Annotated in this window: 19 protein-coding genes; 11 read left to right on the plus strand and 8 right to left on the minus strand. The window is 73.6% G+C overall.

Features of this window, described 5'->3' with window-relative positions; genetic code table 11:
- The first annotated feature begins 151 nt into the window (after positions 1–151).
- Entirely contained in the window at positions 152–829 is a 678-nt protein-coding gene (locus ACFYXA_RS16070; protein WP_389032971.1) for a vancomycin high temperature exclusion protein, read from the plus strand.
- 79 nt (positions 830–908) lie between these two features.
- Here ACFYXA_RS16070 and ACFYXA_RS16075 read toward each other — a convergent pair whose 3' ends face one another.
- Genes ACFYXA_RS16075 through ACFYXA_RS16085 form a run of 3 tightly spaced genes read right to left on the minus strand, consistent with a single transcriptional unit; the run spans position 909 to position 4,638 of the window.
- Positions 909–1,676: an enoyl-CoA hydratase-related protein gene (locus tag ACFYXA_RS16075; protein WP_389032974.1), complete on the minus strand. Its 768-nt coding sequence runs from the start codon at positions 1,674–1,676 to the stop codon at positions 909–911.
- Between the two features lie 17 nt (positions 1,677–1,693).
- Entirely contained in the window at positions 1,694–3,124 is a 1,431-nt protein-coding gene (locus tag ACFYXA_RS16080) for a hypothetical protein (protein WP_389032977.1), read from the minus strand.
- Entirely contained in the window at positions 3,121–4,638 is a 1,518-nt protein-coding gene (locus ACFYXA_RS16085; protein ID WP_352245027.1) for an amino acid adenylation domain-containing protein, read from the minus strand. The genes ACFYXA_RS16080 and ACFYXA_RS16085 overlap by 4 nt, the downstream gene beginning before the upstream one ends.
- 334 nt (positions 4,639–4,972) lie before the next feature.
- On the opposite strand from ACFYXA_RS16085, the gene ACFYXA_RS16090 reads away from it, so the two are divergent.
- Positions 4,973–7,069, plus strand: a complete 2,097-nt coding sequence (locus ACFYXA_RS16090) for a molybdopterin oxidoreductase family protein (RefSeq protein WP_389032981.1) — start codon at positions 4,973–4,975, stop codon at positions 7,067–7,069.
- A gap of 7 nt (positions 7,070–7,076) precedes the next feature.
- Here the strand turns inward: ACFYXA_RS16090 and ACFYXA_RS16095 are convergent, their stop codons facing one another.
- On the minus strand, positions 7,077–7,805 hold the full coding sequence (locus ACFYXA_RS16095; protein WP_352245029.1) for a TetR/AcrR family transcriptional regulator C-terminal domain-containing protein: 729 nt from the start codon (positions 7,803–7,805) through the stop codon (positions 7,077–7,079).
- 226 nt (positions 7,806–8,031) lie between these two features.
- Here ACFYXA_RS16095 and ACFYXA_RS16100 point away from each other — a divergent pair, with 226 nt between their 5' ends.
- Positions 8,032–9,534 (plus strand): MFS transporter, encoded by a 1,503-nt coding sequence (locus tag ACFYXA_RS16100; protein ID WP_389032985.1) that lies wholly within the window; start codon positions 8,032–8,034, stop codon positions 9,532–9,534.
- A 105-nt stretch (positions 9,535–9,639) separates the two neighbouring features.
- Here the strand turns inward: ACFYXA_RS16100 and ACFYXA_RS16105 are convergent, their stop codons facing one another.
- Together ACFYXA_RS16105 and ACFYXA_RS16110 are read right to left on the minus strand one after the other, a co-directional pair.
- Positions 9,640–10,356, minus strand: a complete 717-nt coding sequence (locus ACFYXA_RS16105; RefSeq protein WP_389032988.1) for a DUF6215 domain-containing protein — start codon at positions 10,354–10,356, stop codon at positions 9,640–9,642.
- Positions 10,357–10,491: 135 nt separating this feature from the next.
- Entirely contained in the window at positions 10,492–12,138 is a 1,647-nt protein-coding gene (locus ACFYXA_RS16110) for a M4 family metallopeptidase (RefSeq protein ID WP_389032991.1), read from the minus strand.
- 172 nt (positions 12,139–12,310) lie between these two features.
- On the opposite strand from ACFYXA_RS16110, the gene ACFYXA_RS16115 reads away from it, so the two are divergent.
- From ACFYXA_RS16115 to nirD, 6 genes are all read left to right on the plus strand, one after another.
- Entirely contained in the window at positions 12,311–12,778 is a 468-nt protein-coding gene (locus ACFYXA_RS16115) for a gamma-glutamylcyclotransferase family protein (RefSeq protein WP_389032994.1), read from the plus strand.
- Positions 12,779–13,050: 272 nt separating this feature from the next.
- Positions 13,051–13,575 (plus strand): hypothetical protein, encoded by a 525-nt coding sequence (locus tag ACFYXA_RS16120; protein WP_351335260.1) that lies wholly within the window; start codon positions 13,051–13,053, stop codon positions 13,573–13,575.
- A gap of 114 nt (positions 13,576–13,689) precedes the next feature.
- Positions 13,690–14,328 (plus strand): class F sortase, encoded by a 639-nt coding sequence (locus tag ACFYXA_RS16125; RefSeq protein ID WP_352245034.1) that lies wholly within the window; start codon positions 13,690–13,692, stop codon positions 14,326–14,328.
- Between the two features lie 138 nt (positions 14,329–14,466).
- Positions 14,467–15,678 carry an NAD(P)/FAD-dependent oxidoreductase gene (locus ACFYXA_RS16130; protein WP_389032999.1) on the plus strand — a complete coding sequence of 404 codons (1,212 nt, stop codon included), beginning with the start codon at positions 14,467–14,469 and terminating at the stop codon, positions 15,676–15,678.
- A complete protein-coding gene (nirB, locus tag ACFYXA_RS16135) occupies positions 15,678–18,275 on the plus strand; it encodes a nitrite reductase large subunit NirB (protein ID WP_389033002.1) in 2,598 nt (865 codons plus the stop codon). The genes ACFYXA_RS16130 and nirB overlap by 1 nt, the downstream gene beginning before the upstream one ends.
- Positions 18,272–18,661, plus strand: a complete 390-nt coding sequence (nirD, locus tag ACFYXA_RS16140) for a nitrite reductase small subunit NirD (protein ID WP_389033005.1) — start codon at positions 18,272–18,274, stop codon at positions 18,659–18,661. Before nirB ends, nirD begins: the two co-directional genes overlap by 4 nt.
- A gap of 164 nt (positions 18,662–18,825) precedes the next feature.
- Here nirD and ACFYXA_RS16145 read toward each other — a convergent pair whose 3' ends face one another.
- Positions 18,826–20,313, minus strand: a complete 1,488-nt coding sequence (locus tag ACFYXA_RS16145) for a sensor histidine kinase (protein ID WP_389033428.1) — start codon at positions 20,311–20,313, stop codon at positions 18,826–18,828.
- Positions 20,310–21,359: a response regulator transcription factor gene (locus ACFYXA_RS16150; protein ID WP_389033008.1), complete on the minus strand. Its 1,050-nt coding sequence runs from the start codon at positions 21,357–21,359 to the stop codon at positions 20,310–20,312. Before ACFYXA_RS16150 ends, ACFYXA_RS16145 begins: the two co-directional genes overlap by 4 nt.
- 262 nt (positions 21,360–21,621) lie before the next feature.
- Here ACFYXA_RS16150 and ACFYXA_RS16155 point away from each other — a divergent pair, with 262 nt between their 5' ends.
- Together ACFYXA_RS16155 and ACFYXA_RS16160 are read left to right on the plus strand one after the other, a co-directional pair.
- Positions 21,622–22,227 (plus strand): carbonic anhydrase, encoded by a 606-nt coding sequence (locus ACFYXA_RS16155; protein WP_352245038.1) that lies wholly within the window; start codon positions 21,622–21,624, stop codon positions 22,225–22,227.
- Positions 22,224–24,437 (plus strand): SulP family inorganic anion transporter, encoded by a 2,214-nt coding sequence (locus tag ACFYXA_RS16160; protein WP_389033011.1) that lies wholly within the window; start codon positions 22,224–22,226, stop codon positions 24,435–24,437. The genes ACFYXA_RS16155 and ACFYXA_RS16160 overlap by 4 nt, the downstream gene beginning before the upstream one ends.
- Positions 24,438–24,460 lie beyond the last annotated feature (23 nt).

Consider the following 24,460-nt stretch of genomic DNA (forward strand, 5'->3'; position numbering starts at 1 on the left):
GTGTTTTCCGGCACTTCACGGCGGGGGCGCGGACGGTGTGAGGAAGCGCGAGGACGGCGGGCGGAGTGAACCGGAGCGGGGCGGGGCGCGTCCTCCCAGGTGAGGGGCGATCGCCGGGCGCCGGGTCCGGGATCGGGGACGGGGGGCAGGGATGAGGTTGCGTCGGCCGAGGCTGCCGCGCACTCGTGCGGGCCGACGGCGGCTGGTGCAGGGCGTGATGGCCGCGTGCGTGCTCGGGCTGCTGCCGTCGACCTGGCTGCACGTGTCGACGGCGGACCAGCTGCGCACGACGGCCGACGCGCCGCGCACCGACGTCGCGGTCGTGTTCGGCGCGGGCCTGTGGCGGGGCGGGCCGTCGCCGTACCTCGCGCGCCGGCTGGACGCGGCGGCCGAGCTGTACCGGGACGGGCGGGTGAAGGTCGTCCTCGTCACCGGCGACAACAGCCGGGAGGACTACGACGAGCCCGACGCGATGCGGACGTACCTGACGCGGCACGGCGTCCCGGACGCCCGGATCGTCAGCGACTACGCCGGCTTCGACACCTGGGACTCCTGTGTGCGCGCCAAGAAGATCTTCGGCGTGGACCGGGCCGTCCTCATCAGCCAGGGTTTCCACATCCGGCGGGCGGTCGCGCTGTGCCGGGAGGCGGGCGTGGCGTCGTACGGCATCGGCGTGAGCGACGAGCACGACGTCACCTGGTACTACGGCGGCACCCGGGAGATCTTCGCGGCGGGCAAGGCGGCGCTGGACGCCCTGTTCGAACCGGACCCCCGGTTCCTCGGCCCGCGGGAACCGGGAGTGGCGCGGGCCCTGGCCTCGGCGGGGTAGCCGGGCGGGACGGCAGCGGCGGCGCCCTCCCGGCCGCCGGCCTGCGGCGAGCTGCGCCGACGCCCCGTCCCGCCGTCCGTCACCTCCCCCGGAAGGCCGGCGCCCGTTTCTCCAGGAACGCGGTCATGCCCTCCTTCTGGTCCTCCGTCGCGAACAGGGCGTGGAAGGAGCGGCGTTCGAATCGGATGCCGTCGCGCAGACCGCTCTCCAGGGCCCGGTCGACGCACTCGCGGGCGGCGCGCACCGCCGCGCGGCCGTAGGAGGCGACGGTCCGGGCCGCTTCGAGGGCCTCGGGCAGGACCCGGTCGTCCGGCACGACCCGGGAGACGAGCCCGCACTCCCCCGCCTCGCGGGCGCTCATGGTGCGGCCGGTGAGGATCAGGTCCATCGCCTTGGCGCGGCCGACGAGCCGGGTCAGGCGCTGGGTGCCGCCGATGCCCGGGATGACCCCGAGCTTGATCTCCGGCTGGCCGAACACCGCGGACTCCCCGGCGATCACCAGGTCGCACATCATGGCCAGTTCGCAGCCGCCGCCGAGCGCCACGCCGTTCACGGCCGCGATCTTCGGGAGGCGCAGGTCGGCGAACTCCTCCCAGGCGGCGAAGTAGTCCTCCGCCGCCATCTCCACGGCCGTCCTGCCGGCCATCTCCCTGATGTCGGCGCCGGCCGCGAAGGCCTGCTCGGAGCCGGTGACGACGAGGCATCCGACGCCGGGGTCCCGCTCCAACGGGCGCAGCGCGTCGAGGAGTTCGGCGAGCAGGTCGCCGCTGAGCGCGTTGCGGACGTGCGGGCGGTGCAGCCGGACGGTCACGACCGCGCCGTGGCGTTCGAGCTTGAGGTTGTTCATGTCGACCTCCTGTGGGTCTACGAGTCCCAGATCGCGCCGTACGCGGGGATGCCCCGCCGTTCCAGGCCGTGCACGACCTGCCAGGTCAGCTTCTTGTTGGAGATGCAGATCACGGCCTCCGCGCCGAAGTCCCGGTAGGCGGCGTAGGCGAGGCGCACCATGTCGGGTTTGCCGTGCCGGGAGGTGTCCCAGACGACGGCGTCCGGCTGGACGGCGAGGATCTCCTCGACGAGGGCGTCGCCGTAGGTGGTGCGTGGGTCGCGGGTCGCCCAGACCAGGCGGGAGGGGACCTCGGCGGCGAGCAGATGGGGCAGGCAGGGGCCGATGCCGCTGCCGGTCGCCACGTAGACGACCCTTTTGAAGAGGACCTCGATGTTGGCGACCCCGGCGGTGGTGATGCCCTTGACCCAGACGCGGGAGGGCAGGTCGTCGATGAAGGCGCCGGTCCAGTCGCCGGCGCGGGAGACGGTGAGCCGGAAGCCGGTCCGGCCGGGCTCCGGGACGTTGGCGAAGGAGTGCCACTCCGTCCAGGGGCTGCGGCTGATGGCGGTGGAGGAGCCGGCGAAGGGGGTCTCGCCGTAGTCGAAGCGGGCCAGCGCCACATGGGCCGAGGGGCGTTCGACGCGGACGTCGACCTTGCGCAGCCGCAGCCAGGGCAGGGCGACGCTGAAGGTGACGAGCGCGAGGACGGTCACCGGCACCGGGCCGGCGTCGGTCAGCAGGGTGTGGGTCCAGAAGAGGGCGAGGGCGCTCCAGCCGCCGAAGCGGTGGATCTTCTCGAAGTGGTCGTGGTGGCGGGAGCGGAAGGGCGGCAGGGCGGTGGCGACGATGACGGCGAGGAGGGCGACCAGCGTCCAGCCGACGTACGTCTCGGGCCGCGGGGAGCCGTCCGCGCCGGACCTGACGGTGAGGGCGAGGAACCAGGCCGTCCCGGCGAGCGCCCCGCCGACGTGCAGTCCGCCGAAGTGGTAGACCTTGCCGAGGGTCCAGCGCAGGCGCAGCGGCCAGGTCGTGGGGGCGGCGGTCGCCAGCCGGAAGAACAGGTTGACGACGTACTGCTGGCGGACGAGGACGGCGAGCGCCAGGTCGGCGAGGGCCGCGTGGGCGAGGGTGCGGTCGGTGAGCGGCCAGGCTGCCCACGCGAAGGCGGCGTTGACGAGGAGGACCAGGGCCGCCAGGCGGTTGTGGTGCATCAGGCGGGGGTGCTTGAGGAGGCGGCGCGCCCGGGACGTGAGCGGGGGGAGCGCGACGGATTCCGCCACGGTGCCGCCGGGCGCGGCGGGCGCGCCGGACGCGGCGGGCGCGGCGGACGCGGCGGTCGGGGTGGTCGCGCCGGACGCGGCGGTCGTGGTGGACGCGCCGGACGCGGCGGTCGTGGTGGTCGCGGCGGTCGCGCCGGTCGTGGCGGTCGCGGCGGTCGTCGGGCGGCGGTCGTGGGCTGTGGTCATCGGGTCACCGCCGTGCGCTCCCGGGCCAGGTGCAGCAGTGACTGCTTGTCGATCTTCCCCCGGTCCGTCTCCGGCAGGAATGGCAGGGGCATGACATCCTCGGGCACGCAGTAGTAGGGCAGCGCCTCGGCGACCGCGCGGCGGGCCGCGTCGGGGTCGACGCCGGCCGGGCTGACGAAGGAGACCAGGCTGCGGTCGTCGCGCTTGAGCGTGACCGCGCGGGCGCAGCCGGGCAGCCGCTCCAGGACGGCGGAGACGGAGTCGAGTTCGACGCGGAAGCCGCGCACCTTGACCTGGTCGTCGGTGCGGCCGAGGTGTTCGAGCTGTCCGTCGGGGGTCCAGCGGCCGAGGTCGCGGGTGCGGAACATCCGGCGGCCGCCGCCGAGGAAGGGGTCGGGGGCGTAGCGCTCGGCGTTGAGCGCGTCGTCGCCGAGGTAGCCGGCCGAGACGCAGTCGCCGCCCGCCCACATCTCGCCGGTCTCGCCGATGGGCAGGGGCCGGCGGTCGGCGTCCAGGACGTACACGGTGTTGTTGGGGGTGGGGCGGCCGATCGTCAGGAGCGGCGCGGAGGGGTCGTGGCGGCTCATCGTGTTGACGATGGTCGTCTCCGTCGGGCCGCAGCAGTTGTGGAAGGCCGCCCGGCGCGCCCACGTGTCCGCGAGCGGGCGGGGGCAGGGCTCACCGGCGACGGCCACCGCGCGCACCCGGGGGCAGGCCGCCGGGTCGATGCCGGACAGCACGGTCGGGGTGGCGATCAGGACGGTGGCGGTGCGGGCGGCGGCGGGGATGTCCTCGCCGCGGACGACGAGGGTGGCGCCGTGGGCGAGGCAGCCGAGGATCTCCCAGGCGGCCATGTCGAAGGCCACGTTGAGGAGTTGGGCCACACGGTCGCCGGGGCGGATGCCGAGGGCGCCGGGTTGGGTGAGCAGGATGTTGGCGACGTTGCGGTGGGTGACCTTCACTCCGTTGGGGCGGCCGGTGGTGCCGGAGGTGAACAGGACGTAGCAGCCGTCGTCGGGCGAGGGTGTGGGGAGCGGGGCGGCGGGTTCGTACGGCAGCGGCTCGTCGAGGTCGATCGCCCGCGGGCCCTTCGGCACCCGCTGGGCGTGTTCGGCCCGGGTGAGGACGATCCGGAGGGCGGCGGCGCGGACCACGTGGGCGAGCTGGGCGGCGGGCGCGAGGCCGATGTCCTGGGGGACGTAGGCGGCGCCCGCCTTCAGGACGCCGAGCAGGCCGACCAGCATCGGCAGAGAGCGGCGTACGAAGAGGCCGACGTGGTCGCCGGGGCGGACGCCCTCGCGGACGAGGCGGGCGGCGAGGGCGTCGGCCCGGCGGTTCAGCTCGCCGTAGGTGAGCAGCGCGCCTCGGTGTTCGGCGGCGACGGCGTGGGGCGCGGTGCGGGCGTGCCGTTCGACGGCGCGGTGGATCAGCGGGTCGGGGACGGGGACGACGGGGCCGTGGCCGTAACGGCGGAAGAGCCGCCGGTCGTGGGGGGTGAGGTGACGCAGAGGCATGGGGCGGACCTCCAGGCTGCTTCGAGAGTCGGTGACATGGCCGGGGGACGGCGGCATGCCCGTGGTGTCGAAAGCCGTGCGAGTGCCTTGCGCCGAACGACTGTAGTGGCGGCGGTTCAACCCTCAACTAGGTTCTACCGGCCAATTTTGCTACGAAATGAGCCACTTGTGCCGACTCTCGCAACAGTGGCAACTCCGGAGGTGTATGGCGGCAACCCACAGGTGGGCCCGGGCCACGCCTCACGCCGGGCGGCCGGCGCCGGGGAGGGCACCACCACACCGCCGTAACAGGACGCCTCATGACGCGTAACACGGCCGACGCACGCTGGGGCGTATGGAGACCGCCTCGACGCCCACCCACTGCCCGTACTGCGCCCTGCAGTGCGGGATGGCCCTGTCGCCCCTGCCCACGGGGGGCGTCGAGGTGACAGAGCGGCCCGGCTTCCCGGTGAACCGGGGCGCGCTGTGCGGCAAGGGCCGTACGGCGCCGGCGCTCCTGTCGTCCCGGCTGCGGCTGACCACCCCCCTGGTGCGCCGGAACGGCGAGCTGGCGCCCGCCGGCTGGGACGAGGCGCTCGACCTGATCGCCGGCGAGCTGGGCAGGATCCGCACGGAGCACGGTCCGGACGCGCTCGGGGTGTTCGGCGGGGGCGGGCTGACCAACGAGAAGGCCTACGCCCTCGGCAAGTTCGCGCGGGTCGTGCTCGGCACCTCGCAGATCGACTACAACGGGCGCTTCTGCATGTCGTCCGCGGCGGCCGGCGGGATCAAGGCCTTCGGCCTGGACCGCGGGCTGCCGTTCCCGCTGGAGGACATCCCGCGGACCGGGTGCGTGATCCTCGTCGGGTCCAACCTCGCCGAGACCATGCCGCCGGCGCTGCGGTTCTTCCGTGAACTGCGCGAGAACGGCGGCACGTTGATCGTCGTCGACCCGCGCCGCACCCGGACCGCCGAACAGGCCGACCTGCATCTGGCGCCCCGGCCGGGGACCGATCTGGCGCTCGCGCTCGGGCTGTTGCACCTCGTCGTCGCCGAAGGGCGGGTCGACGAGGGTTTCGTCCGCGAGCGGACGTCCGGCTGGGAGGACGCGCGGGCCGCCGCGATGGCCCACTGGCCGGAGTACGTGGAACGGATCACGGGGGTGTCCGTTCCACAACTCCGGGAGGCCGTACGGCTGTTCTGCGAGCCGGAGGCGGCGATGGTGCTCACCGCCCGCGGCCCCGAGCAGCAGGCCAAGGGCACCGACACGGTCGGCGCGTGGATCAACCTGTGCCTGGCCACCGGCCGGGCCGGGCGCCCGCTGTCCGGGTACGGCTGTCTGACCGGGCAGGGCAACGGGCAGGGCGGGCGCGAACATGGCCAGAAGGCCGACCAGTTGCCCGGCTACCGCAAGCTGGACGACCCGGCGGCGCGGCGGCACGTGGCCGACGTGTGGGGCGTGGACCCCGCCTCGCTGCCCGGGCCGGGGCGCAGCGCGTACGAACTCCTGGACGCCCTGGGGCGGGACGTGCGGTCGCTGCTGCTGATGGGGTCGAACCCGGTGGTGTCCGCGCCGCGCGCGGCGCACGTCGAGGAGCGGCTGAAGTCGCTCGACTTCCTCGCCGTCTGCGACGTGGTGCTGTCGGAGACGGCCGCCCTCGCCGACGTGGTGCTGCCCGTCACCCAGTGGGCGGAGGAGAGCGGCACCACGACCAGCCTGGAGGGCAGGGTGCTGCTGCGGCGGCAGGCGGTCAGCCCGCCGGAGGGCGTGCGCAGCGACCTCGAGGTCCTGCACGGACTGGCGGCGCGGCTCGGGGTGGAGAAGGGCTTCCCGACCGACCCCGAGGAGGTCTTCGAGGAACTGCGCCGGGCGAGCGCGGGCGGCCCGGCGGACTACTCCGGGATCACCTACCGACGGCTGGCGGAGGAGGACGGAGTGTTCTGGCCGTGCCCGGCGGACGCGGACGCTTCCGACGCACCGCCGGTGCACCCCGGCACGCCCCGCCTGTTCCTCGACCGGTTCGCCACCCCCGACGGGCGGGCCCGGTTCGTGCCGGTGTCGCACCGGGCGGCCGCGGAGGAGCCCGACGCCGAGTACCCGGTGCTGCTGACCACCGGGCGGGTCCTGGCGCAGTACCAGTCCGGCGCCCAGACCCGCCGCGTGGACGAGCTGAACGCCGCCGCGCCCGGCCCGTTCGTCGAGCTGCACCCCCGGCTGGCGGCGCGGCTCGGGGCGGCCGAGGGCGACCCGGTCGCCGTGGTCTCCCGGCGGGGCCGGGCGGTGGCGCCGGCCAGGATCACCGCCGGCATCCGGCCCGACACCGTCTTCATGCCCTTCCACTGGCCGGGCGAGGGCCGCGCCAACACGCTCACCAACCCCGCGCTGGACCCGACCTCGCGGATGCCGGAGTTCAAGGTGTGCGCGGTGCGGCTGGAGGCCGTGACCTCGTGAGCACCCGTCAGCGGGCCAGCCGCAGCGCGAGCCCGTCGAGGACGACCTCCAGGCCGTAGGCGAACTTGGCGTCGCGCAGGGCGGCCGGGTCGGCGGTGGCGGGCCCGGCGTCGGCGTAGGAGGCGGCGAGGTGGTCGTGTCCCGCGGCGGCCTCCTGGGCGGCGGGCATGAGGCGGGCGATGAACTCGGCCTCGGTCTGCCCGGAGCGGGCGACCGTGATCAGCCAGGCGCCCTCGGTGGTGCTCATCCCGATGACGTACGACAGGACGGTGTCGATCGCGCCGTTCGGCTCGGGGAAGCCCGCGTCGGCGAAGAGGGCGGCGAGGCGCTCCGAGTACGCCATGAGGTTGGGGCCCAGGTAGGCCAGGCCCGCCTGGCCGAGGACCGAGGAGAGCCAGGGATGGCGCAGGGCGGTCGCCCGGAACGAGGACGCCGCCCCGGTGACCGCGGCGCGCCAGTCGGACCCGGCGGGCGGTACGTGGATCTCGGCGGCGACCGCGTCCACGGCCAGCTCCATCAGCTCGTCCTTGGTGGCGACGTGCCGGTAGAGGGAGGTCGCGCCGGCGTTCAGGCGGGCGCCGAGCTTGCGCATGCTCAGGGCCTCCACACCGTCGGAGTCCAGCATCGCGATCGCCTCCCGCACGATCGCGTCCCGGCTGAGCGCGGGCTGTTCGGGCTCCCGGCGCCGGCGGGCCCAGACGGACGGGATGGGGTTCGGGTTCGCCTTGGCGGCCACGACATCGGCTCCTTGTGCTCGTTCACGGTTACGCCGGCCTGTGGGGTCCTGACACGGAGGGGACAGCGCGCCCCGCGGCGCACACTCCCGCGGACAGCTCCTGCGTACAACGTTCGCAGCCAGCGTACAGAAATCAAGTCTTGCGCACACTGTTCCTCCGTGCGTACAGTGTTCGCACCGAAGGAACGGCGTTCGCAGCGCCGGTCAGGGAGCGAAGGGAAGCCCCATGGAAACCCGCAATCCACGCCGCTGGTGGATCCTCGTCGTGCTCTGCCTCAGCACGCTGGTGCTGGTCATCGACAGCATGGCGCTGACCGTGGCGGTGCCGTCGATGACCGGGGAGCTCGGAGCGAGCGCCCAGGACACCCAGTGGATCCTGGACTCCTACATCCTGGTCTTCGTGGGTCTGCTGCTGACCTCCGGCAGCCTGGGCGACCGGTTCGGCCGCCGGAAGGTGATGCTGGTCGGGCTGCTGCTCTTCGGAGCCGCCTCGCTGGCGGCGACCTTCTGCACCACCCCCGGTGAGGTGATCGCCTCCCGTGTCGCGATGGGCGTCGGCGGAGCGCTGATCATGCCGTCCACGCTGTCCATCCTCATCACCGTCTTCGAGGAGGAGGAGCGCGGCAAGGCCATGGCGGCCTGGGGCTCGGTGTCGATGCTCGGCCTGGTCGGCAGCCCGGTGCTCGGCGGACTGCTGATCGACCACTTCTCCTGGCAGTCGATCTTCCTGATCAACGTCCCCGTCGTCGCCCTGGCCGTCATCGCCGGCGTCACCCTCATGCCGGAGTCGAAGGGCCCGTACCAGAAGGCGGACCCGCTGGGCGCGATGCTGTCGGCGGCGGGCATGACCGCGCTGGTCTGGTGGATCATCGAGATCCCGCAGCACGGCGCGTTCACCGGCTGGGGCGGCGTCACCTTCGCGGCCGCGGTCGTCCTGCTCGCGGGCTTCGTGATCTGGGAGAACGTCACCCCCTCCCCCATGGTCCCGCTGGTCCTGTTCAAGCAGCGCAACTTCAGCGGCGGTTCCCTCTCGCTGACCCTGGTGCAGATCGGCAACGGCGGCCTGCTGCTCGTCCTCACCCAGTACCTGCAGTTCGTCCTCGGCTACTCCGCCCTCAAGGCCGGCCTCGCCTTCCTGCCCCTCGCCGTCACCGCGCTCATCGGCAACGGCGGCGGAGTCAAGCTCGCCGCGAAGATCGGCGACCGCTTCGTGATCCTCGCCGGCATGCTGGTGATGGCGGCCTCGTTCGCCCTGCTGACGACCGTCGAGGCGGACGGCGGCTTCACGGTCCCCGCGGTGGGCCTCGCCCTGCTCGGCCTCGGCGCCGGACTGGCGATGCCGGCGGCCGTCGCCGCCCTGATGGGCACCATCCCCGAGGACAAGGCGGGCGTCGGCTCGGCCCTCAACGACACCGTCCAGCAGGCCGGCACCGCCCTCGGCATCGCCATCCTGGGCTCGCTGCTCACCCACGGCTACCGGGCCGAGATGCCGGCCGACGCCCCCGAGCAGGCCCGCCACTCCATCGTCGGCGCCCTCGCGACGGCGGGCGACGACGCCAGCCTGGCGCAGGCCGCCCGCGAGGCGTTCACCTCCTCGATGACCACGACCTTCACCGTCAGCGCGGTGGGCGTGCTGGCGGCCGCGGTCCTGGCGACGCTGGTGATGCGCGACAAGAAGCCGGCGCCGCGGACGCAGGACACGCCTCAGGACGCCGAACTGGCCGCCTGAACCGCACGCCCCGCCGCCACGGCTTCCCACGCGCGGAAGGCCGGCACCCCGTCAGGGGGCCGGCCTTCCGGCCGTTTCCGCGCGGCAAGCGTCGCGGGCGAGCCGTCAGAGGGCGGGCTGCCAGCCGGGGATCGTGGGGAGCACCGTCTGCGCGACGCGCAGGAGCGCCGCGTCGTCGGGCGTGCCGGAGTCCTCGCGCCAGATGGCCACCTCGTAGGAGCCCCCGCCGTCCTTGGGATCCCGGGCGACCACCAGACAGCGGGCCACATGGCTGGGGGCGCTCTCGCTCTTGTCGCCGCGGATCCTGAACGCCATGGTCCGGTTCGAGTAGAGGACCGCCGGACGCCCGAGGACGGTCTGCTCCCGGGCGCCGCCGCCGAGCAGGCCGGCCATCCCGGACACCGGGTAGTCGTCGTAGGACGCCGACAGTTGCACGGTGTACGTGCTCAGCCCGACCTTCGCCTCGGGGTTCGGCCCGTCGCCGAGCGATATGCCGTCGTCGGCGCTGCCGAGCGAGGTGGGCTTCTCCCCCGGCGTGCCGAGCAGCGCCGGCAGGTCCGGGCGGTTCAGCACCCGGCAGAGCTGGTTCCCGGTGAGGTGGTCGGCCTTCTTCTTGCCGGCGGCGGGCGCGGAGGCGGTGGCCGACGCGGACGGCGTCGACGTCGAGCAGGTGAGCGTGCTCGCGCTGCTCTCCGAGGACGACTGCTGCATCACCCACAGCCCGCCGCCGAGCGCCCCCACCACCACGAACGCCGCGATGGCCTGGCCCCACGCGTTCGACGGGCCCCCGGGGCCCTCCGGTCTTCCCGAAACGTCCGCCATTACCGCCGGTACCCCCTGGTCATCCTGTGTCCCCTGACTCCCCCGGCGCGCACCTCTCGCGCGCGCCGGGGGAGCCTAACGGGTCGACTGGATCCGGGGAAGCGGTTTCCGCCCGGCAGTGCCGGTCAGGCGCGGTCAGTTCACGTTCACCGCGCTCCAGGCGGCGGCCACCGCCTTGTACTCCGTGCTGCCGGCGCCGTAGAGGTCACGGGCGGCGTTCAGGGTCGCCGTGCGCGCCCCCGCGTAGTTGGTGGAGGAGGTCATGTAGACGGTCAGGGCGCGGTACCAGATCTTGCCGAGCTTGTCCCGGCCGATGCCCGTCACCGTGGAGCCGTTGGACGTCGGGGAGTTGTAGCTGACGCCGTTGACGGTCTTGGCGCCGCTGCCCTCCGCGAGGAGGTAGGCGAAGTGGTTGGCGACGCCGGAGGAGTAGTGGACGTCGAGGCCGCCGACCGAGCTGCTCCAGTAGTCGGCGGAGCTGCCGTCCTTGCTGGGCTTGTCCATGTAGCGCAGGGCGTCCCGGCCGAAGCCGGAGCGGACGATCTTCTCGCCGATCAGGTAGTCGCCGACGTCGGAGGAGTTGCCCGCGTGGAACTCCACGAGGGCGCCGAAGATGTCGGAGGTCGCCTCGTTGAGGCCGCCGGACTCGCCCGAGTAGGTCAGGTTGGCCGTCTTGGAGGTCACGCCGTGGGACATCTCGTGGCCGGCCACGTCCAGGGAGACCAGCGGGCCGAGCTGGGTGCCGTCACCGTCGCCGTAGGTCATGCAGAAGCAGCTGTCGTCCCAGAAGGCGTTGTTGTACCGGGTGCCGTAGTGGACGCGGTTGTAGGAGCCCTTGCCGTCGCCGGCGATGCCGTTGCGGCCGTGGACGTTCTTGTAGTAGTCCCAGGTCACGTCGGTGCCGTACTGGGCGTCCACGGCGGCCGTTGCGCGGTCGGCGCTCGCGCCGGTGCCCCAGTGGTTGTCGGTGTCGTTGAAGAGGGTGGCGGGGGCGCGGCTGATGCAGATGCCGAAGATGCACAGGTCGGTCTTGTTGGCCGCGTCGCCGGTGTAGGTGTTGCCGCGGGTGGGGTCCTTGAGCTGGTACGCCGAGCCCGAGGCGGTGGTCTCCAGCGGGACCGTGCCGCCGTAGAGGGACTTGCCGTCGCCGGTAGCGGTCTCCAGGGTGTCCCAGGCGTCGATCTGGGCGCCGGTGCGGGCGTCGGTGAGGACGGCGCGGGCGACCGGGTTGCCCCGGGCGTCCAGGGCGGCGACGTTCGTCTGCCAGGCGAGCTTCGGTGCGCCGTGCAGCGCGTCGACGACCAGTCTCGGCTTGGCGGTCACCTTCTTCAGCGGCTGGCCGAGGTGGCGGGCCCGCAGGGCGTTCGCGGCGGTGTCGGCGGCCTTCGGGGCGGTCAGCGTGGGGATGATGCCCGGCAGCGCGATCTCGGCGCGGGTGGCGCGGTCCGCTCCTCGGTAGGCGCCGTCGGGGGCCAGGTGGACCACGAAGTCACCACCCAACACCGGGAGTTGGCGGTAGGTGCGGTCGTAGCGGATGTGCTGGACGCCGTCCTTGTCGACGATCACGTCGCGGACGGCGGTGCCCTGGGCCTCGGTCAGCCCCAGGCTCGCCGCGTGATCGGCGAGCGCGGTGGCCGCGTTGTCCAGTGCGACGGCCCGGGTGGGCCAGTCGGCCGCGTCGGCGGCCGGGGTGAGTACGGCGGCCATGAGGGTGGCCGTGGTGGCGGCGATGCCGGCCGTGGCCAGTCGGGAGCCTCGGGCGTGCTGCCGTATCCGACTCATCTGTCTCCTCGGTGTCCTCGGGAACGCGCGCGACAAGGGCGCGTTCGGGAAGGCGTGCTGCGCCGTGCGGCGCGTGGGGGTGGCGCTGAGGTCGTCCTGAGATTTAAGAGGTCATGACATGTCATGTCCATAGCGCCGCGTGCGGGTGCGGTGAGAGGAGAGAATCGGTTCCGTGACCACCACGACCGCCGTGAGCACAGGGCCCGCGCCGGAGCTCCCGTTCTTCGTCTACGGCACCCTCCGCCCCGGCGAGCCCAACCACGCGCTCTTCCTGCGCGGCCGCACCCGCCGCGAGGAGCCGGCCCGCCTCGGCGACGCCGTGCTGTACGACGGGCCGGGCTACCCGTACGCCGTGGAGGAACCCGGCGGCGTCGTGACCGGCGACCTCGTCACCGCCCTGCCGGAGGCCTACGGATCCCTGCTCGCCGAGCTGGACCGGCTGGAGGAGTACCGGCCGGGCGATCCGCGCAACCTGTACGAGCGGGTGGCCCGCGAGGTGGTCCTCAGCGGCGACGGACGCCGGGTCCGGGCCTGGCTGTACCTGGCCGCGCCCCCCGTCGCTGCGCGACTGCGGACACGCGGCGGCCGCATCGAGAGCGGGGACTGGCGCGGGCGGGGCGCGAGGGGCGAAGAGGGCTGAGCCGGGGCCGAGGGGCCGTGCGGTCACCCGTTCACACGCTTCTCCGGGGGTTTTCCCGACGGCGGCCGCCGGACGGCGGTGACCTGGTGAAACACCGGGGCAGAGGGGCCTCGTGGCGTCCGCCTGACACCCGTTCACCCTCTTTCTGACGCGTTCTCAGGAAGCGCGCTCGCGCCGCCGGCCCTTTGCTCGGTAGGGCAGGGCGCGACCGACGCAGCGGCACATGGGGGTGCCGCGGGCCGTGGTCCTGGACGAGTTTTCGAGGAGCACCGATGCGACGAACGGCCGCCCGTCTGCTGACCGGTGGAACGCTCGCCCTCGCCGCCGCGGGCGCGGTCGCCGTGCCGGCGTACGGCGCGGGCGGCGGCCGGCTGGTGGTGGCCCCCGCCACCGCCGTGCCCGGCGGCGACGTCACCGTGACCACGGCGGCCTGCGGCGGCCGCGGCGCGGCGGCGGGCGACGCGGGCGCGGTCGGCGCCGGCCGGTTCACGCTGGCGCCCGGCACGGACGGCGGCGCCGCCATCGGCCGGTTCCGGGTGCCGCCGAGCGCGCATCCGGGGACGTACGAGATCGTCGCGGAGTGCGCCTCCGACGGACACAAGGTCACCGGGGACCTGGTGGTGACGCTGAGTCCGGCGCGGGAGCAGGTGTATCCGCGCGGAAGTGTGAAGACGGGGGTCGGCGGCGCCCTGGGCCCCGACCCCGTGCAGACCGCGGCCGGCGTGGCGGCTCTCGCCGTCGCCGCCGCGGGCGGTACCTGGCTCCTGCATCGCCGGGCGAGAGGCGACGGGATCTGACGGACACCCTCCGCTGTCCGTCCGCCGGTACCGCATGTCCCTCCCCCTCCGGGCCCGACGCCCCTCGCGGCCCGGAGGGGGGCATGGGGCCCACCACCGAGAGGGGATCGCCGGATGCGCAGAAGGCCCAGGCCCCGCGGGGTCGCGAACACCGCGATAGCCGTCGTCACCGGGGTCGCGCTCTGCTCGGGCGTGTGGCTGCTGATCGGCGCGGCCGACCGCCCCGCCCCGCCCCAGCCGTCCGCGGCCGAGGCCCGCCCCGGCGGCGCCGACGTCCGCGCCGCGCCCGCGCTGCCGGCCTCCCCGCCCGACCGCGTCCGCATACCCTCCATCCACGTGGACGCCCCCCTGACGGGGCTGGGCCTGACCGAGTCCGGCAGCCTCGACGTGCCGGACCCCGCACGCGAGAACCTCGCCGGCTGGTACGAGGCCGGCGTCACCCCCGGCGAGACGGGCACCGCGATCGTCGCCGGCCACGTGGACAACGCCGACGGCCCCGCCGTCTTCTACGACCTGGGCGGCCTGAAGAAGGGCGCCGCCATCGAGGTGGACCGGCGCGACGGCGCCGTCGCGGTGTTCACGGTCGACGCGGTCGAGGTGTACGAGGCGAGCGCCTTCCCCGACCGCAAGGTGTACGGCGCCGCCCCCCGCCCCGAGCTCAGGGTGATCACCTGCGGCGGCGGCTACTCCCGCTCGACCGGCTACCGGGGCAACGTGGTCGTCTTCGCCCACCTCACCGGCACCCGCCGGTGACCTGAGCCGGTCTCACAGAGGCCGTCCGCCGGTCCCGGGAACCCTCACACCCACCGCACCGCCCCGCTGAGGGCAGCGTTCCCCGCGGGAAACAACCGTGATGCGGTCGGGAAACCTCGGCGGCGCACGCTCGACGTCATGACCTCGAATTCGCGTGTGGTGGTGATCGGCGCCGGCCTCGCGGGCGTACGACTCGCCCGCCGGCTCGGCGAGCTGGGCACGCCCGCACTGCTCGTCGGCGACGAGGAGCACGCCCCGTACAACCGGGTCCTGCTCGCCGAGGTGCTGGCCGGGCGGTACGCCCCCGAGGTGATCGCAACCCCCGCGCCCGCCCGGACCGTCCGCGCCCGGGTGACCGGCATCGACCGCGACCAGCGGGCCGTGATCTGCGCGGACGGCTCCCGGATCGCGTACGGCACGCTGGTCCTGGCCACCGGCTCCAACCCCGTACTGCCCCCGCTGCGCGGCCTGTTCACCCCCGACCACGTCCTGCCCGCGGGCGTCCACGCCTTCCGGACCATGGACGACTGCCTGGGACTGTCCGAGGCGGTCCGCCCGGGCGTGCGGGCCGTCGTCATCGGCGGCGGGCTGCTCGGCGTCTCCGCCGCCCGCGCCCTCGCGCTGCGCGGGGCGCAGGTCGTCCTCGCCCAGCAGGCCGAGCGGCTCATGGAGCGCCAGCTCGACCCGGCGGCCTCCGCCCTGGTGCACGCCCACCTCGCCGGCCTCGGCGTGGAGATCCACACCGAGTGCCGGGTGCGGGACGTCCGCTGCGTCGGCGGCGCCGTCCGCTCGGTCGAGATGGCCGACGGATACGCCCTCGACGCCGACCTGGTGGTGCTGGCCTGCGGGGTCTCCCCGCGCGCCGGCCTGGCCAGGGACGCGGGCATCGACGTCGGCAAGGGCATCCTCGTCGACGACGAACTGCGCACCTCGGACCCGCACATCCACGCGATCGGGGACTGCGCGCAACACGACGGGACCGTGTACGGGCTGACGGCCCCCGCATACGAACAGGCCGACGCGCTCGCCGCGTTGCTGGCCGGGGACGCCGACTCCCGCTACACCGGCACCCGTTCCCTGACCCGGCTCACCCTCTCCGGGCACGGCCCCTTCGACCTCGCCGCGTTCGGCGAGACGCAACCGCGCCCCGGCGACGACGTCGTGCAGCTCGCCGACGCCACCCGCGGCACCTACCGCAAGGTCGTCGTCCGCGACGACCGCCTGGTCGGCGGCGTGCTCGTCGGCGAACTCGGCACCGTCGGCGCGCTCGCCCGCGCCTGGGAGGGAGCAGAGCCGCTCCCGGACGACGGCCCCCTGCTCCACCTGCTCACCAACGATGGAGGCTTCTGATGACGGCCACCCCGGGGGCGAACCCCACGATCGTGCTCGTCGGCCACGGCATGGTCGGCCAGCGCTTCCTCGAAGCGCTCGCCGAACGCGGCCTGACCGCCACGCACCGCGTGGTCGTGCTCTGCGAGGAGCCCCGCCCGGCGTACGACCGCGTGGCCCTCACCTCGTACTTCTCGGGGAAGACCCCCGAGGAACTCTCCATGACCGACATGGAGTTCATCGCCGCGCACGGCATCGAGCTGCACGTCGGCGACCCGGCGGTGACCGTCGACCGCGAGGACCGCAAGGTCACCGCCCGGTCCGGGCAGGTCTTCGACTACGACGTGCTCGTCCTGGCCACCGGCTCCTACCCGTTCGTGCCGCCGGTGCCGAACAAGGACGCCGAGGGCTGCTTCGTCTACCGCACCATCGACGACCTCCTCGCGATCGAGGAGTACGCGAAGCGGAAGGCGACGGTCGGCGCGGTCGTCGGCGGCGGCCTGCTCGGCCTGGAGGCCGCCGGAGCCCTCAAGGGACTCGGACTCACCTCCCACATCGTGGAGTTCGCGCCGCGCCTGATGCCGGTGCAGGTCGACGACGGCGGCGGCGCGGCACTCCTGCGCACCATCGAGAACATGGGCCTGAGCGTCCACACCGGCGTGGGCACCCAGGAGATCGTCGTCGACGAATCCGGCGCCGTCACCGGCATGAAGCTGTCCGACGGCTCCGAACTCGCCACCGACATGGTGGTGTTCAGCGCCGGTGTCCGCCCCCGCGACCAGCTCGCCCGCGACTGCGGTCTGACGGTCGGCGAGCGCGGCGGCATCACCGTCGACGAGCAGTGCCGCACGGTGAACGACCCGCACGTCTTCGCGATCGGCGAGTGCGCGCTGGCCTCCGACGGCCGGGTGTACGGCCTGGTGGCCCCCGGATACGAGCAGGCCGAGACGGCGGCGGCGACCATCGCCTCGGACGAGGCGTCCTTCGTCGGCGCCGACCTGTCCACCAAGCTGAAGCTGCTCGGCGTGGACGTGGCCTCCTTCGGCGACGCGCACGGCACCGCCGAGGACTGCCTCGACGTCGTCTACTCCGACTCCCGCTCCGGCCTGTACAAGAAGCTGGTCATCGGCCGCGACGGCACCCTGCTCGGCGGCATCCTCGTCGGCGACGCGGACGCCTACGGCACCCTGCGGGCGCTGACGGGCTCCGTGCCGCCGGTGGCCCCCGAGTCGCTGGTCCTGCCGGCGGACGCGGGAGGCGGCGCCCAGCTCGGCCCGTCCGCGCTGCCCGACGAGGCGGTCGTCTGCTCCTGCCACAACGTCACCAAGGGCGCGATCCGCGGCGCGGTCACCGAACACAGCTGCACCACCGTGCCCGAGGTCAAGAAGTGCACCAAGGCCGGCACCGGCTGCGGCAGTTGCGTCAAGGTGCTCGGACAGCTCGTCACCGCCGAGCTGGAGGCGAGCGGCGTCGAGGTCGACAAGGGCCTGTGCGGCTGCTTCGGGCAGACCCGCGAGGAGCTGTACGAGATCGTCCTCGCCCTGCGCATCAACACCTACCAGGACCTGCTGGACCGCTACGGCCGCGACGGCGCCCGCGGCGGCGACGGCTGCGACGTGTGCAAGCCCGCCGTCGCGTCGATCATCGCCTCCCTCGCCCCGACGATCGGCGCGAGCGGCTACGTCCTCGACGGCGAGCAGGCCGCGCTGCAGGAGACCAACGACCACTTCCTCGCCAACCTGCAGAAGAACGGCTCCTACTCGGTCGTGCCGCGCATCCCCGGCGGCGAGATCACCCCCGAGGGCCTGATCGTGATCGGCGAGATCGCCCGCGACTTCGGCCTCTACACGAAGATCACCGGCGGTCAGCGCATCGACATGTTCGGCGCGCGCGTCGAGCAGCTGCCGCTGATCTGGACCCGGCTGGTCGACGCCGGCTTCGAGTCCGGGCACGCCTACGGCAAGTCGCTGCGCACCGTGAAGTCCTGCGTGGGCCAGACCTGGTGCCGCTACGGCGTCCAGGACTCCGTCCGCATGGCGATCGACCTGGAGCTGCGCTACCGGGGCCTGCGCTCCCCGCACAAGCTGAAGTCGGCCGTCTCGGGCTGCGCCCGCGAGTGCGCCGAGGCCCAGTCGAAGGACTTCGGCGTCATCGCCACCTCCAACGGCTGGAACCTGTACGTCGGCGGCAACGGTGGCGCGACCCCGCGCCACGCCGATCTGCTGGCCCAGGACCTGTCCGACGCCGAACTGGTGCGCCTCATCGACCGGTTCCTGATGTTCTACATCCGCACCGCCGACCGCCTGGAGCGGACCTCGACCTGGCTGGAGCGCATCCCCGGCGGCCTGGACCATGTGCGGGACGTCGTCGTGGAGGACTCCCTCGGCATCTGCGAGGAGCTGGAGTCCCTGATGACGGCCCATGTGGCGCACTACGCCGACGAGTGGGCGACCACCATCAACGACCCCGAGAAGCTGGCCCGGTTCGTGTCCTTCGTGAACGCGCCGGACACCCCCGACCCGGTCGTCGGCTTCGTCCCCGAGCGCGAGCAGATCAAGCCCGACCTGCCGCTGCTGACCATCGGCCACCGTCCCCTGGAAGGGAGCGCCCAGCGATGACCCTGGCACCCGAGACGACCGACCTCAAGATCCAGCTGCGGTGGGGAGGGCACGACGAGGACCCGGAGAGCTGGTTCACGGTCTGCGACCTCGACGTGCTGCTGCCCGGCCGGGGCGTGGCCGCCCTGCTGCCGGACGGCCGCCAGGTCGCCCTGTTCCGCGACCGCGGCGGAGCCCTGTTCGCGATCGACAACCGCGACCCCTTCAGCGGCGCGGCGGTCCTCTCCCGCGGCCTGACGGGCACCCACCAGGGCCGCCCCTACGTGGCCTCCCCGCTCCTGAAGCAGCGCTTCGACCTGCTGTCGGGCCAGTGCCTTGACGACGAGACGGTCCGCGTGACGACGTACGAGGTGCGCGCGGCCGGCACCAGCCCGTCCGGCGTTTGAGGACGAGGCCCGTCCAGGGCCGAAGCGGGGGTCCGGGGGCGCAGCCCCCGGGGACGATGGGGGTCCCCCCGCTCGAGCGAAGCCGAGAGTGGGGGAGGGTAGGGGCGGCGGGGGCGAGGACCCATGGCGGTCACCACGCCGCCGTCCGCCGCCTCAAGCCCGCCTCAGTGCCGCCCCGGGCCCGCCGCCTCCTGCAACGCTCTGGCCGGTCGGGGCGCCCCCGCTCCGGGCCCGCCCCGCCCCGCCGCCGGCAGGCGGATCAGCGCGTCCAGTCCACCGCTCGGGGCGCGCCGCAGCACCGCCTCCCCACCACTCGCGTGGGCGAGCCGCTGCACCAGCGCCAGACCCAGGCCCGTGCCGCCCTTGGGCGCGTCGGGGGCGCGCCAGAAGCGGTCGAAGGCGCGGCGGCGCTGCTCCTCGGTCATGCCGGGACCCTCGTCCATGACGTGCAGCTCTATCCAGGCGGGACCGTTCGCGCGGTGCGGGAAGCGGCGCTCGGGGGGTGTGTGGCGGCGCGGGTCGATCGTGACCGCGGTGCCGGGGGGCGACACCCGCAGAGCGTTGGAGAGCAGGTTGTCGAGGATCTGCTCCACCGCCCCGGGGACGGCCGTCACCTCGCCCCGGTAGTCGCCCGCGAGCGTCAGCCACACTCCGTGCCGCTCGTACAACGCGGCCCAGGCCCGCCGGCGTTCCTCGCACACCCGGCCGAGGTCCACCCGTTCCCGTTCGGCGGCGCTCTCGTCGAGTCGGGCCATCGCGAGCAGCCCCTCCACCATCCGGGCCAGCCGGTCGGTCTCGGTCAGCGCGGCGTCGAGGCTGCCCCGGGCGTTGAGGGCGATGTCGTTCTCGAGGTTCTCCAGCCGCAGCCGCAGCGCCGCGAGCGGCGTCTTCAGCTGGTGCGAGGCCTCGCCCGCGAAGGCGCGCTGTGAGGCCAGGAGGTGTTCCAGCCGGGCGGCGGTGCGGTTGAAGGTCGCGGCGAGACTGCGCACCTCCGGCGGCCCCTTGGTGATCGCCACCGGCACGGCCGTGCCGCCGGTCGCCAACTCGTTCGTGGCCCGCTCCAGTTCCCGGATGGGCCGGCCGGTCCAGCGGGCGATGGCGAAGCCCACGACGGCGACGGCGACGAGCGCCGCGAGTCCGCCGAGCGCCAGCAACAGCCAGACGTGGTGCACCCGTTCGTGCACCGTGCGGGTCGGCACGGTGATCCGTACGGCGCCCTGCAGCTCGCCGCCCTGCGCCACCGGGGTGGCCACCGCCAGGTACTCGACCCCGCCGATGGTGGAGGTGCGCACGTCCGCCGTGGCCGTCCCCCGCAGCGCGGCGGCGATGCCGGGCCAGGAGGCGAGCCTGCGCTCCTCGTCGGCGGTCAGCGGATGCGAACTGGCCAGCAGACCGCCGGACCCGTCGACGATCAGCACCTTGCCGCCGATCCGCTCGGCGCAGTGCGCGGCCCGCCCGGGAAGGTCCTGCGCGGCGCGCCCCTCGGCGATGGACAGCGAGGCGAACGCCGACACCGAGTCCGCCTCGTCCTTGGCCTGGCCGGTCACCCGCTCGCGCTCGCCCCGCGAGTACACGAACCCCAGCGGGATCTCCAGACAGGCCAGGAGCAGCACGGCGAGCGTGAGGTAGCTGAACAGCAGCCGCCGGGTCATCGAGAGGCCGCCGACCACTGCTGCGAGGGGTGCGGTTCGCCGTAGGCGGGCGGTTCGTGCGCCGGTGGACGCGCAGCGGGCGGGGCGGACTGCACCGCCAGCCGGAAGCCCACCCCGCGCAGCGTCTGGATCCACGCCGGGTTGCCCAACTTCCTGCGCAGGGTGGCGACATGGACGTCGAGGGTCTTCGTCGGGCCCTCGTAGTGCGGGTCCCACACCCGGTCGAGGATCTGCTGCCGGGAGTAGACCGCCCCCGGGTCCTCGGTGAGCAGCGCGAGGAGTTCGAACTCCTTGGGCGTGAGCGCCACGGCGCCCTCCCCCACCCACACCTGCCGCGTCCGCCGGTCGACGACCAGAGGCCCGACCTCGGCGCCGGCGACCTCTACTGGCGCGGGCACCGGGTCGTAGGGGGCGGGGGTGGGGGCGGTGTGGACGCTGGGGGCGTACGCGGGGGCCGGGGCAGGGTGGGGGGTGTGGGTGTGGGCCCGGGGCCCGGGGGCCTGGGTTCGGGACGCGGGGGCGGTGAAGTCCGTGCCGCCGAAAGGCTCGCCGGTGAACGGTTCGCCGCCGAAAGGCTCGCCGGTGAACGGTTCGCCGCCGAAGGGCCCGCCGCCGAACGGGGCCCGTCCGTCCGCACTGGGCACGCCCGCGGGGGGTTCCGCTCCCCCGAACTCGGGCGTGGCCGCCCCGCGTTGGGTCCGCCGAGTAACCGCCCGCACCCGGGCCACCAGCTCCCGCATACTGAACGGCTTCGCCAGATAGTCGTCGGCCCCCAGCTCCAGGCCCAGCACCCGGTCGGCCTCCTCGCCCCGCGCGCTGAGGATGATGACGGGGACGTCCGAGACCTGCCGGATGCCGCGGCATACGTCGATGCCGTCGATGTCCGGCAACCCCAGGTCGAGCAGCACGACATCGCCGTACGGCCCTCTCAACCCCTCGCCCCCGGTGCGCACATGGTGCACCGTCAGCCCGAAGTTCCCGAGACCCTCGACGAGCGGTTCGGCGATCGTCTGGTCGTCCTCGATGAGCAGGACTCGTACGCCCATGCGTTTCCGTCTCTCCCGTGAACCGATTCGCGTGTTCCGTGGACCCGTAACGCTACAAGAACGGTCATGAATACGTCGATCGATTCCAGCCCTGTGTGATCAGCGGCTCAGCATCGGACAAAATATGTCCCGACCCTGTCGGCAATTTAGTGTTCCTCTAACCTTCGCCTGGCGATCGCCCCTCTACGGTGAGTCGGGCCTGGTCGGCCTCGTCCCTCCGACCAGGCCTCACCTGGCCGGACACACCCCACCGGGAGGAACCGTGAAGGCATTGCTGGACCGCGCGCGCTCGTTCAAGCGACGGGTCGACTTCGAAAGCGGCGAATACCGGAGGCTGGCCGAAGGCCAATATCCCGAGGCATTGTTCATCACCTGCTCGGACTCACGGGTGATACCCGCGCTCATCACCGGAGCGCGCCCCGGAGAGATATTCGAGCTGCGCAACGCGGGCAATATCGTCCCGCCGCACGGCCGGCCGGGCGCCTCGGGCGAGGCCGCCACCATCGAGTACGCACTGGAGGTGCTCGGCGTTCAGGACGTCGTCGTGTGCGGTCACTCCCACTGCGGTGCGATGGGCGCGCTCAAGTCGGGCGACGACCTCTCCGCCCTGCCCGGCGTGGACGCCTGGCTGCAACTGGCCCGCCCCCGGCTGGCGTCCGTCCTGGACGGTGCGACGGCCGCCCCCTCGCTGCCCGACGTCGTCCGGCAGAACGTCGTCAACCAGCTCGCTGTGCTGCGTGGTTACCCGGCCGCCCGGCGACGGCTCGACGAGGGACGGCTGCGACTGCACGGCTGGTACTACGAGGTGGACACCGGCCAGGTGCACGAGCTGGACGACGACGGCCTGTTCCGGGTGCACGCGGCATGAGCGGCGCACATGCACGGCAGGGCTGGGGCCGGGGCGGCGGTGCGGGGTCCCCGGAGGCGGAGACCCCTTACGCGGGGCGCGACTTCGGGGCGGACGGAGGCTTCCCCGACGCGCCGCCACGACCGGCAGGACCACCGGCCGGGTACGGAGCGCCGGTCGGCTACGGAGCGTCGGCCGGGTACGGCCCGTCTGACGCCTACGGCGAGGCGGCCTCCTTCGACCGCGCGGCCGACTCCGACCGGGCCGCCGACTTCGATCGCGCGGCCGACTTCGACCGGGCCGCCGACTTCGACCGGGGCTTTCCCGCGCCGGACGGCAGCGACCCCTTCGACCGCAGCGACCTGTTCACCCCGGGCCCGTCGAACGCGCCGCCCGCCGCCGAACGGCCCTCCCTCGGGAAGGCGTTCGCCTTCGTGCGCGGGAAAGCCTCCGGCGGCGGGGAGTCCGCGGCCGGCAAGTCCTCCGCCGCCCCGAAGGGCGACCTGGCCACCGAGATCACCGCGTCCCTCGTCGTCTTCCTGGTCGCGCTCCCGCTCTGCATCGGCGTGGCCGTGGCCTCCGGGGTCCCCGCCGAGCTGGGCATCATCTCGGGTGTCATCGGCGGCCTGGTGGTGGGCATGGCCCGCGGCAGCACCCTCCAGGTCAGCGGCCCGGCCGCCGGTCTCGCCGCGCTGGTCTCGGAGACGGTGCTGGAGCACGGCGTGGCCATGCTCGGCGTGATCGTGTTCTTCTCCGGGCTGCTGCAGATCGTCCTCGGCCTGATCAGGTTCGGCCGGTTCTTCCAGGCGATCTCCCTGGCCGTCGTCCAGGGCATGCTCGCCGGCATCGGCCTGCCGCTGATGTTCAGCCAGGCGTACCCGGCGGCCGACGCGAAGGCCCCCGGCACGCCGATCGAGAACATGGCCGGCATCCCCGGCCTGCTCGCGGACACCTTCGGCGACCCGCAGACGATGATCGCGGCCGGCCTCGGCATCGCCACGGTCGTCCTGAGCTTCCTGTGGAAGAAGGCGCCCGCCCCGGTCAACAAGATCCCGGCCGCACTGGTCGCCGTGGGCGTCGGCATCGCGATCGCCGCGCTGCCCGGCGTGGAGGTGAAGACCCTCCAGGTGGGCAATCTGCTCGCCGCCGTCGACGTGCCCGGCGCAGGGCAGTTCGCGGGTCTCGCGGACGCCGGCATCATCACCGCGATCCTGACCTTCACCGTGATCGCGTCCGCCGAGTCGCTGTTCACCGCGGCCGCCGTGGACCGTATGCACGACGGACCGCGCACCCGCTACAACCCCGAGCTGATCGCGCAGGGCGCCGGCAACACGGTCGCCGGGCTCCTCGGCGCGCTGCCCATCACCGCGGTGGTGGCCCGCAGTTCGGCCAACGTCCAGGCGGGCGCCAAGACGCGGCTCTCCCGCACCCTGCACGGTCTGTGGCTGCTCGCCTTCGCCCTGCTGCTCCCTCAGGTGCTGGCGCTGATCCCGGTCTCGGTCCTCGCGGGTGTGCTCATCCACAGCGGCTGGAAGCTGTTCGCGCCCGCGGAGTTCCCGAAGATGTGGAAGCAGGACCGCGGCGAGTTCACGGTGATGACGCTCACCACGCTGGTCATCGTGGCGACCGCGCTGCTGGAGGGCGTCCTGTTCGGCCTCGCGGCGGGCATCGTGCTGGCGGCGGTGCGGATGTCGCAGACGGTGATCCGGCAGCACGTGGAGGACGACACCGCGAAGGTGGTGATGGCGGGGAACGCGACGTTCCTGCGCCTGCCCCAGGTCATCGAGGCCCTGGAGGCCGCGGCCGAGTCGGGCAAGCCCAGGATCAGGCTCGACCTGACCGGCGTGACCCACCTCGACCACGCCTGCCGCAGCCAGGTGGAGGAGTTCACCGCCCAGCAGCGCGGCAAGGGCCTGCGGGTGGAACTGCTGATGCCGGGCCCGGCGAAGCCGCAGAGCACGGAGGAGGCCACCGCGCAGCCGGCGACGGACCGGCGCCCGGCCGGCTCCACAGCAGCGGGCCGTCTCCCCCGCCGCCCGACCTCCGCCCCCGGGAGGCCCGCCCGGCACAGCTCGGAGACCTTCCCCGAGCCGCCCCGCGCCCACGCCGACGCCCCGGCCGCCGCCCCTGGCCCCACGGCCGAGTGGTTCTACCTGGACACCCGGCCCATGCCGGAGGACTTCGCGGAGCGGTACGCACAGGAGTACGCCCCGGGGTACGCGCAGAACTGACCCCCGGCCCGCACAGGGATGTC

The organism is Streptomyces sp. NPDC002566, from assembly GCF_042889585.1.
In the GTDB taxonomy this organism is placed as follows: Bacteria; Actinomycetota; Actinomycetes; order Streptomycetales; family Streptomycetaceae; genus Streptomyces.

Bases quoted from the DNA above. Each gene is read 5' to 3' on its own strand.
- ACFYXA_RS16070 (WP_389032971.1), top strand. From the start codon at position 152: ATGAGGTTGCGTCGGCCGAGGCTGCCGCGCACTCGTGCGGGCCGACGG.
- ACFYXA_RS16075 (WP_389032974.1), bottom strand. From the start codon at position 1,676: ATGAACAACCTCAAGCTCGAACGCCACGGCGCGGTCGTGACCGTCCGG.
- ACFYXA_RS16080 (WP_389032977.1), bottom strand. From the start codon at position 3,124: ATGACCACAGCCCACGACCGCCGCCCGACGACCGCCGCGACCGCCACG.
- ACFYXA_RS16085 (WP_352245027.1), bottom strand. From the start codon at position 4,638: ATGCCTCTGCGTCACCTCACCCCCCACGACCGGCGGCTCTTCCGCCGT.
- ACFYXA_RS16090 (WP_389032981.1), top strand. From the start codon at position 4,973: ATGGAGACCGCCTCGACGCCCACCCACTGCCCGTACTGCGCCCTGCAG.
- ACFYXA_RS16100 (WP_389032985.1), top strand. From the start codon at position 8,032: ATGGAAACCCGCAATCCACGCCGCTGGTGGATCCTCGTCGTGCTCTGC.
- ACFYXA_RS16105 (WP_389032988.1), bottom strand. From the start codon at position 10,356: ATGGCGGACGTTTCGGGAAGACCGGAGGGCCCCGGGGGCCCGTCGAAC.
- ACFYXA_RS16110 (WP_389032991.1), bottom strand. From the start codon at position 12,138: ATGAGTCGGATACGGCAGCACGCCCGAGGCTCCCGACTGGCCACGGCC.
- ACFYXA_RS16120 (WP_351335260.1), top strand. From the start codon at position 13,051: ATGCGACGAACGGCCGCCCGTCTGCTGACCGGTGGAACGCTCGCCCTC.
- ACFYXA_RS16125 (WP_352245034.1), top strand. From the start codon at position 13,690: ATGCGCAGAAGGCCCAGGCCCCGCGGGGTCGCGAACACCGCGATAGCC.
- ACFYXA_RS16130 (WP_389032999.1), top strand. From the start codon at position 14,467: ATGACCTCGAATTCGCGTGTGGTGGTGATCGGCGCCGGCCTCGCGGGC.
- nirB (WP_389033002.1), top strand. From the start codon at position 15,678: ATGACGGCCACCCCGGGGGCGAACCCCACGATCGTGCTCGTCGGCCAC.
- nirD (WP_389033005.1), top strand. From the start codon at position 18,272: ATGACCCTGGCACCCGAGACGACCGACCTCAAGATCCAGCTGCGGTGG.
- ACFYXA_RS16145 (WP_389033428.1), bottom strand. From the start codon at position 20,313: ATGACCCGGCGGCTGCTGTTCAGCTACCTCACGCTCGCCGTGCTGCTC.
- ACFYXA_RS16150 (WP_389033008.1), bottom strand. From the start codon at position 21,359: ATGGGCGTACGAGTCCTGCTCATCGAGGACGACCAGACGATCGCCGAA.
- ACFYXA_RS16160 (WP_389033011.1), top strand. From the start codon at position 22,224: ATGAGCGGCGCACATGCACGGCAGGGCTGGGGCCGGGGCGGCGGTGCG.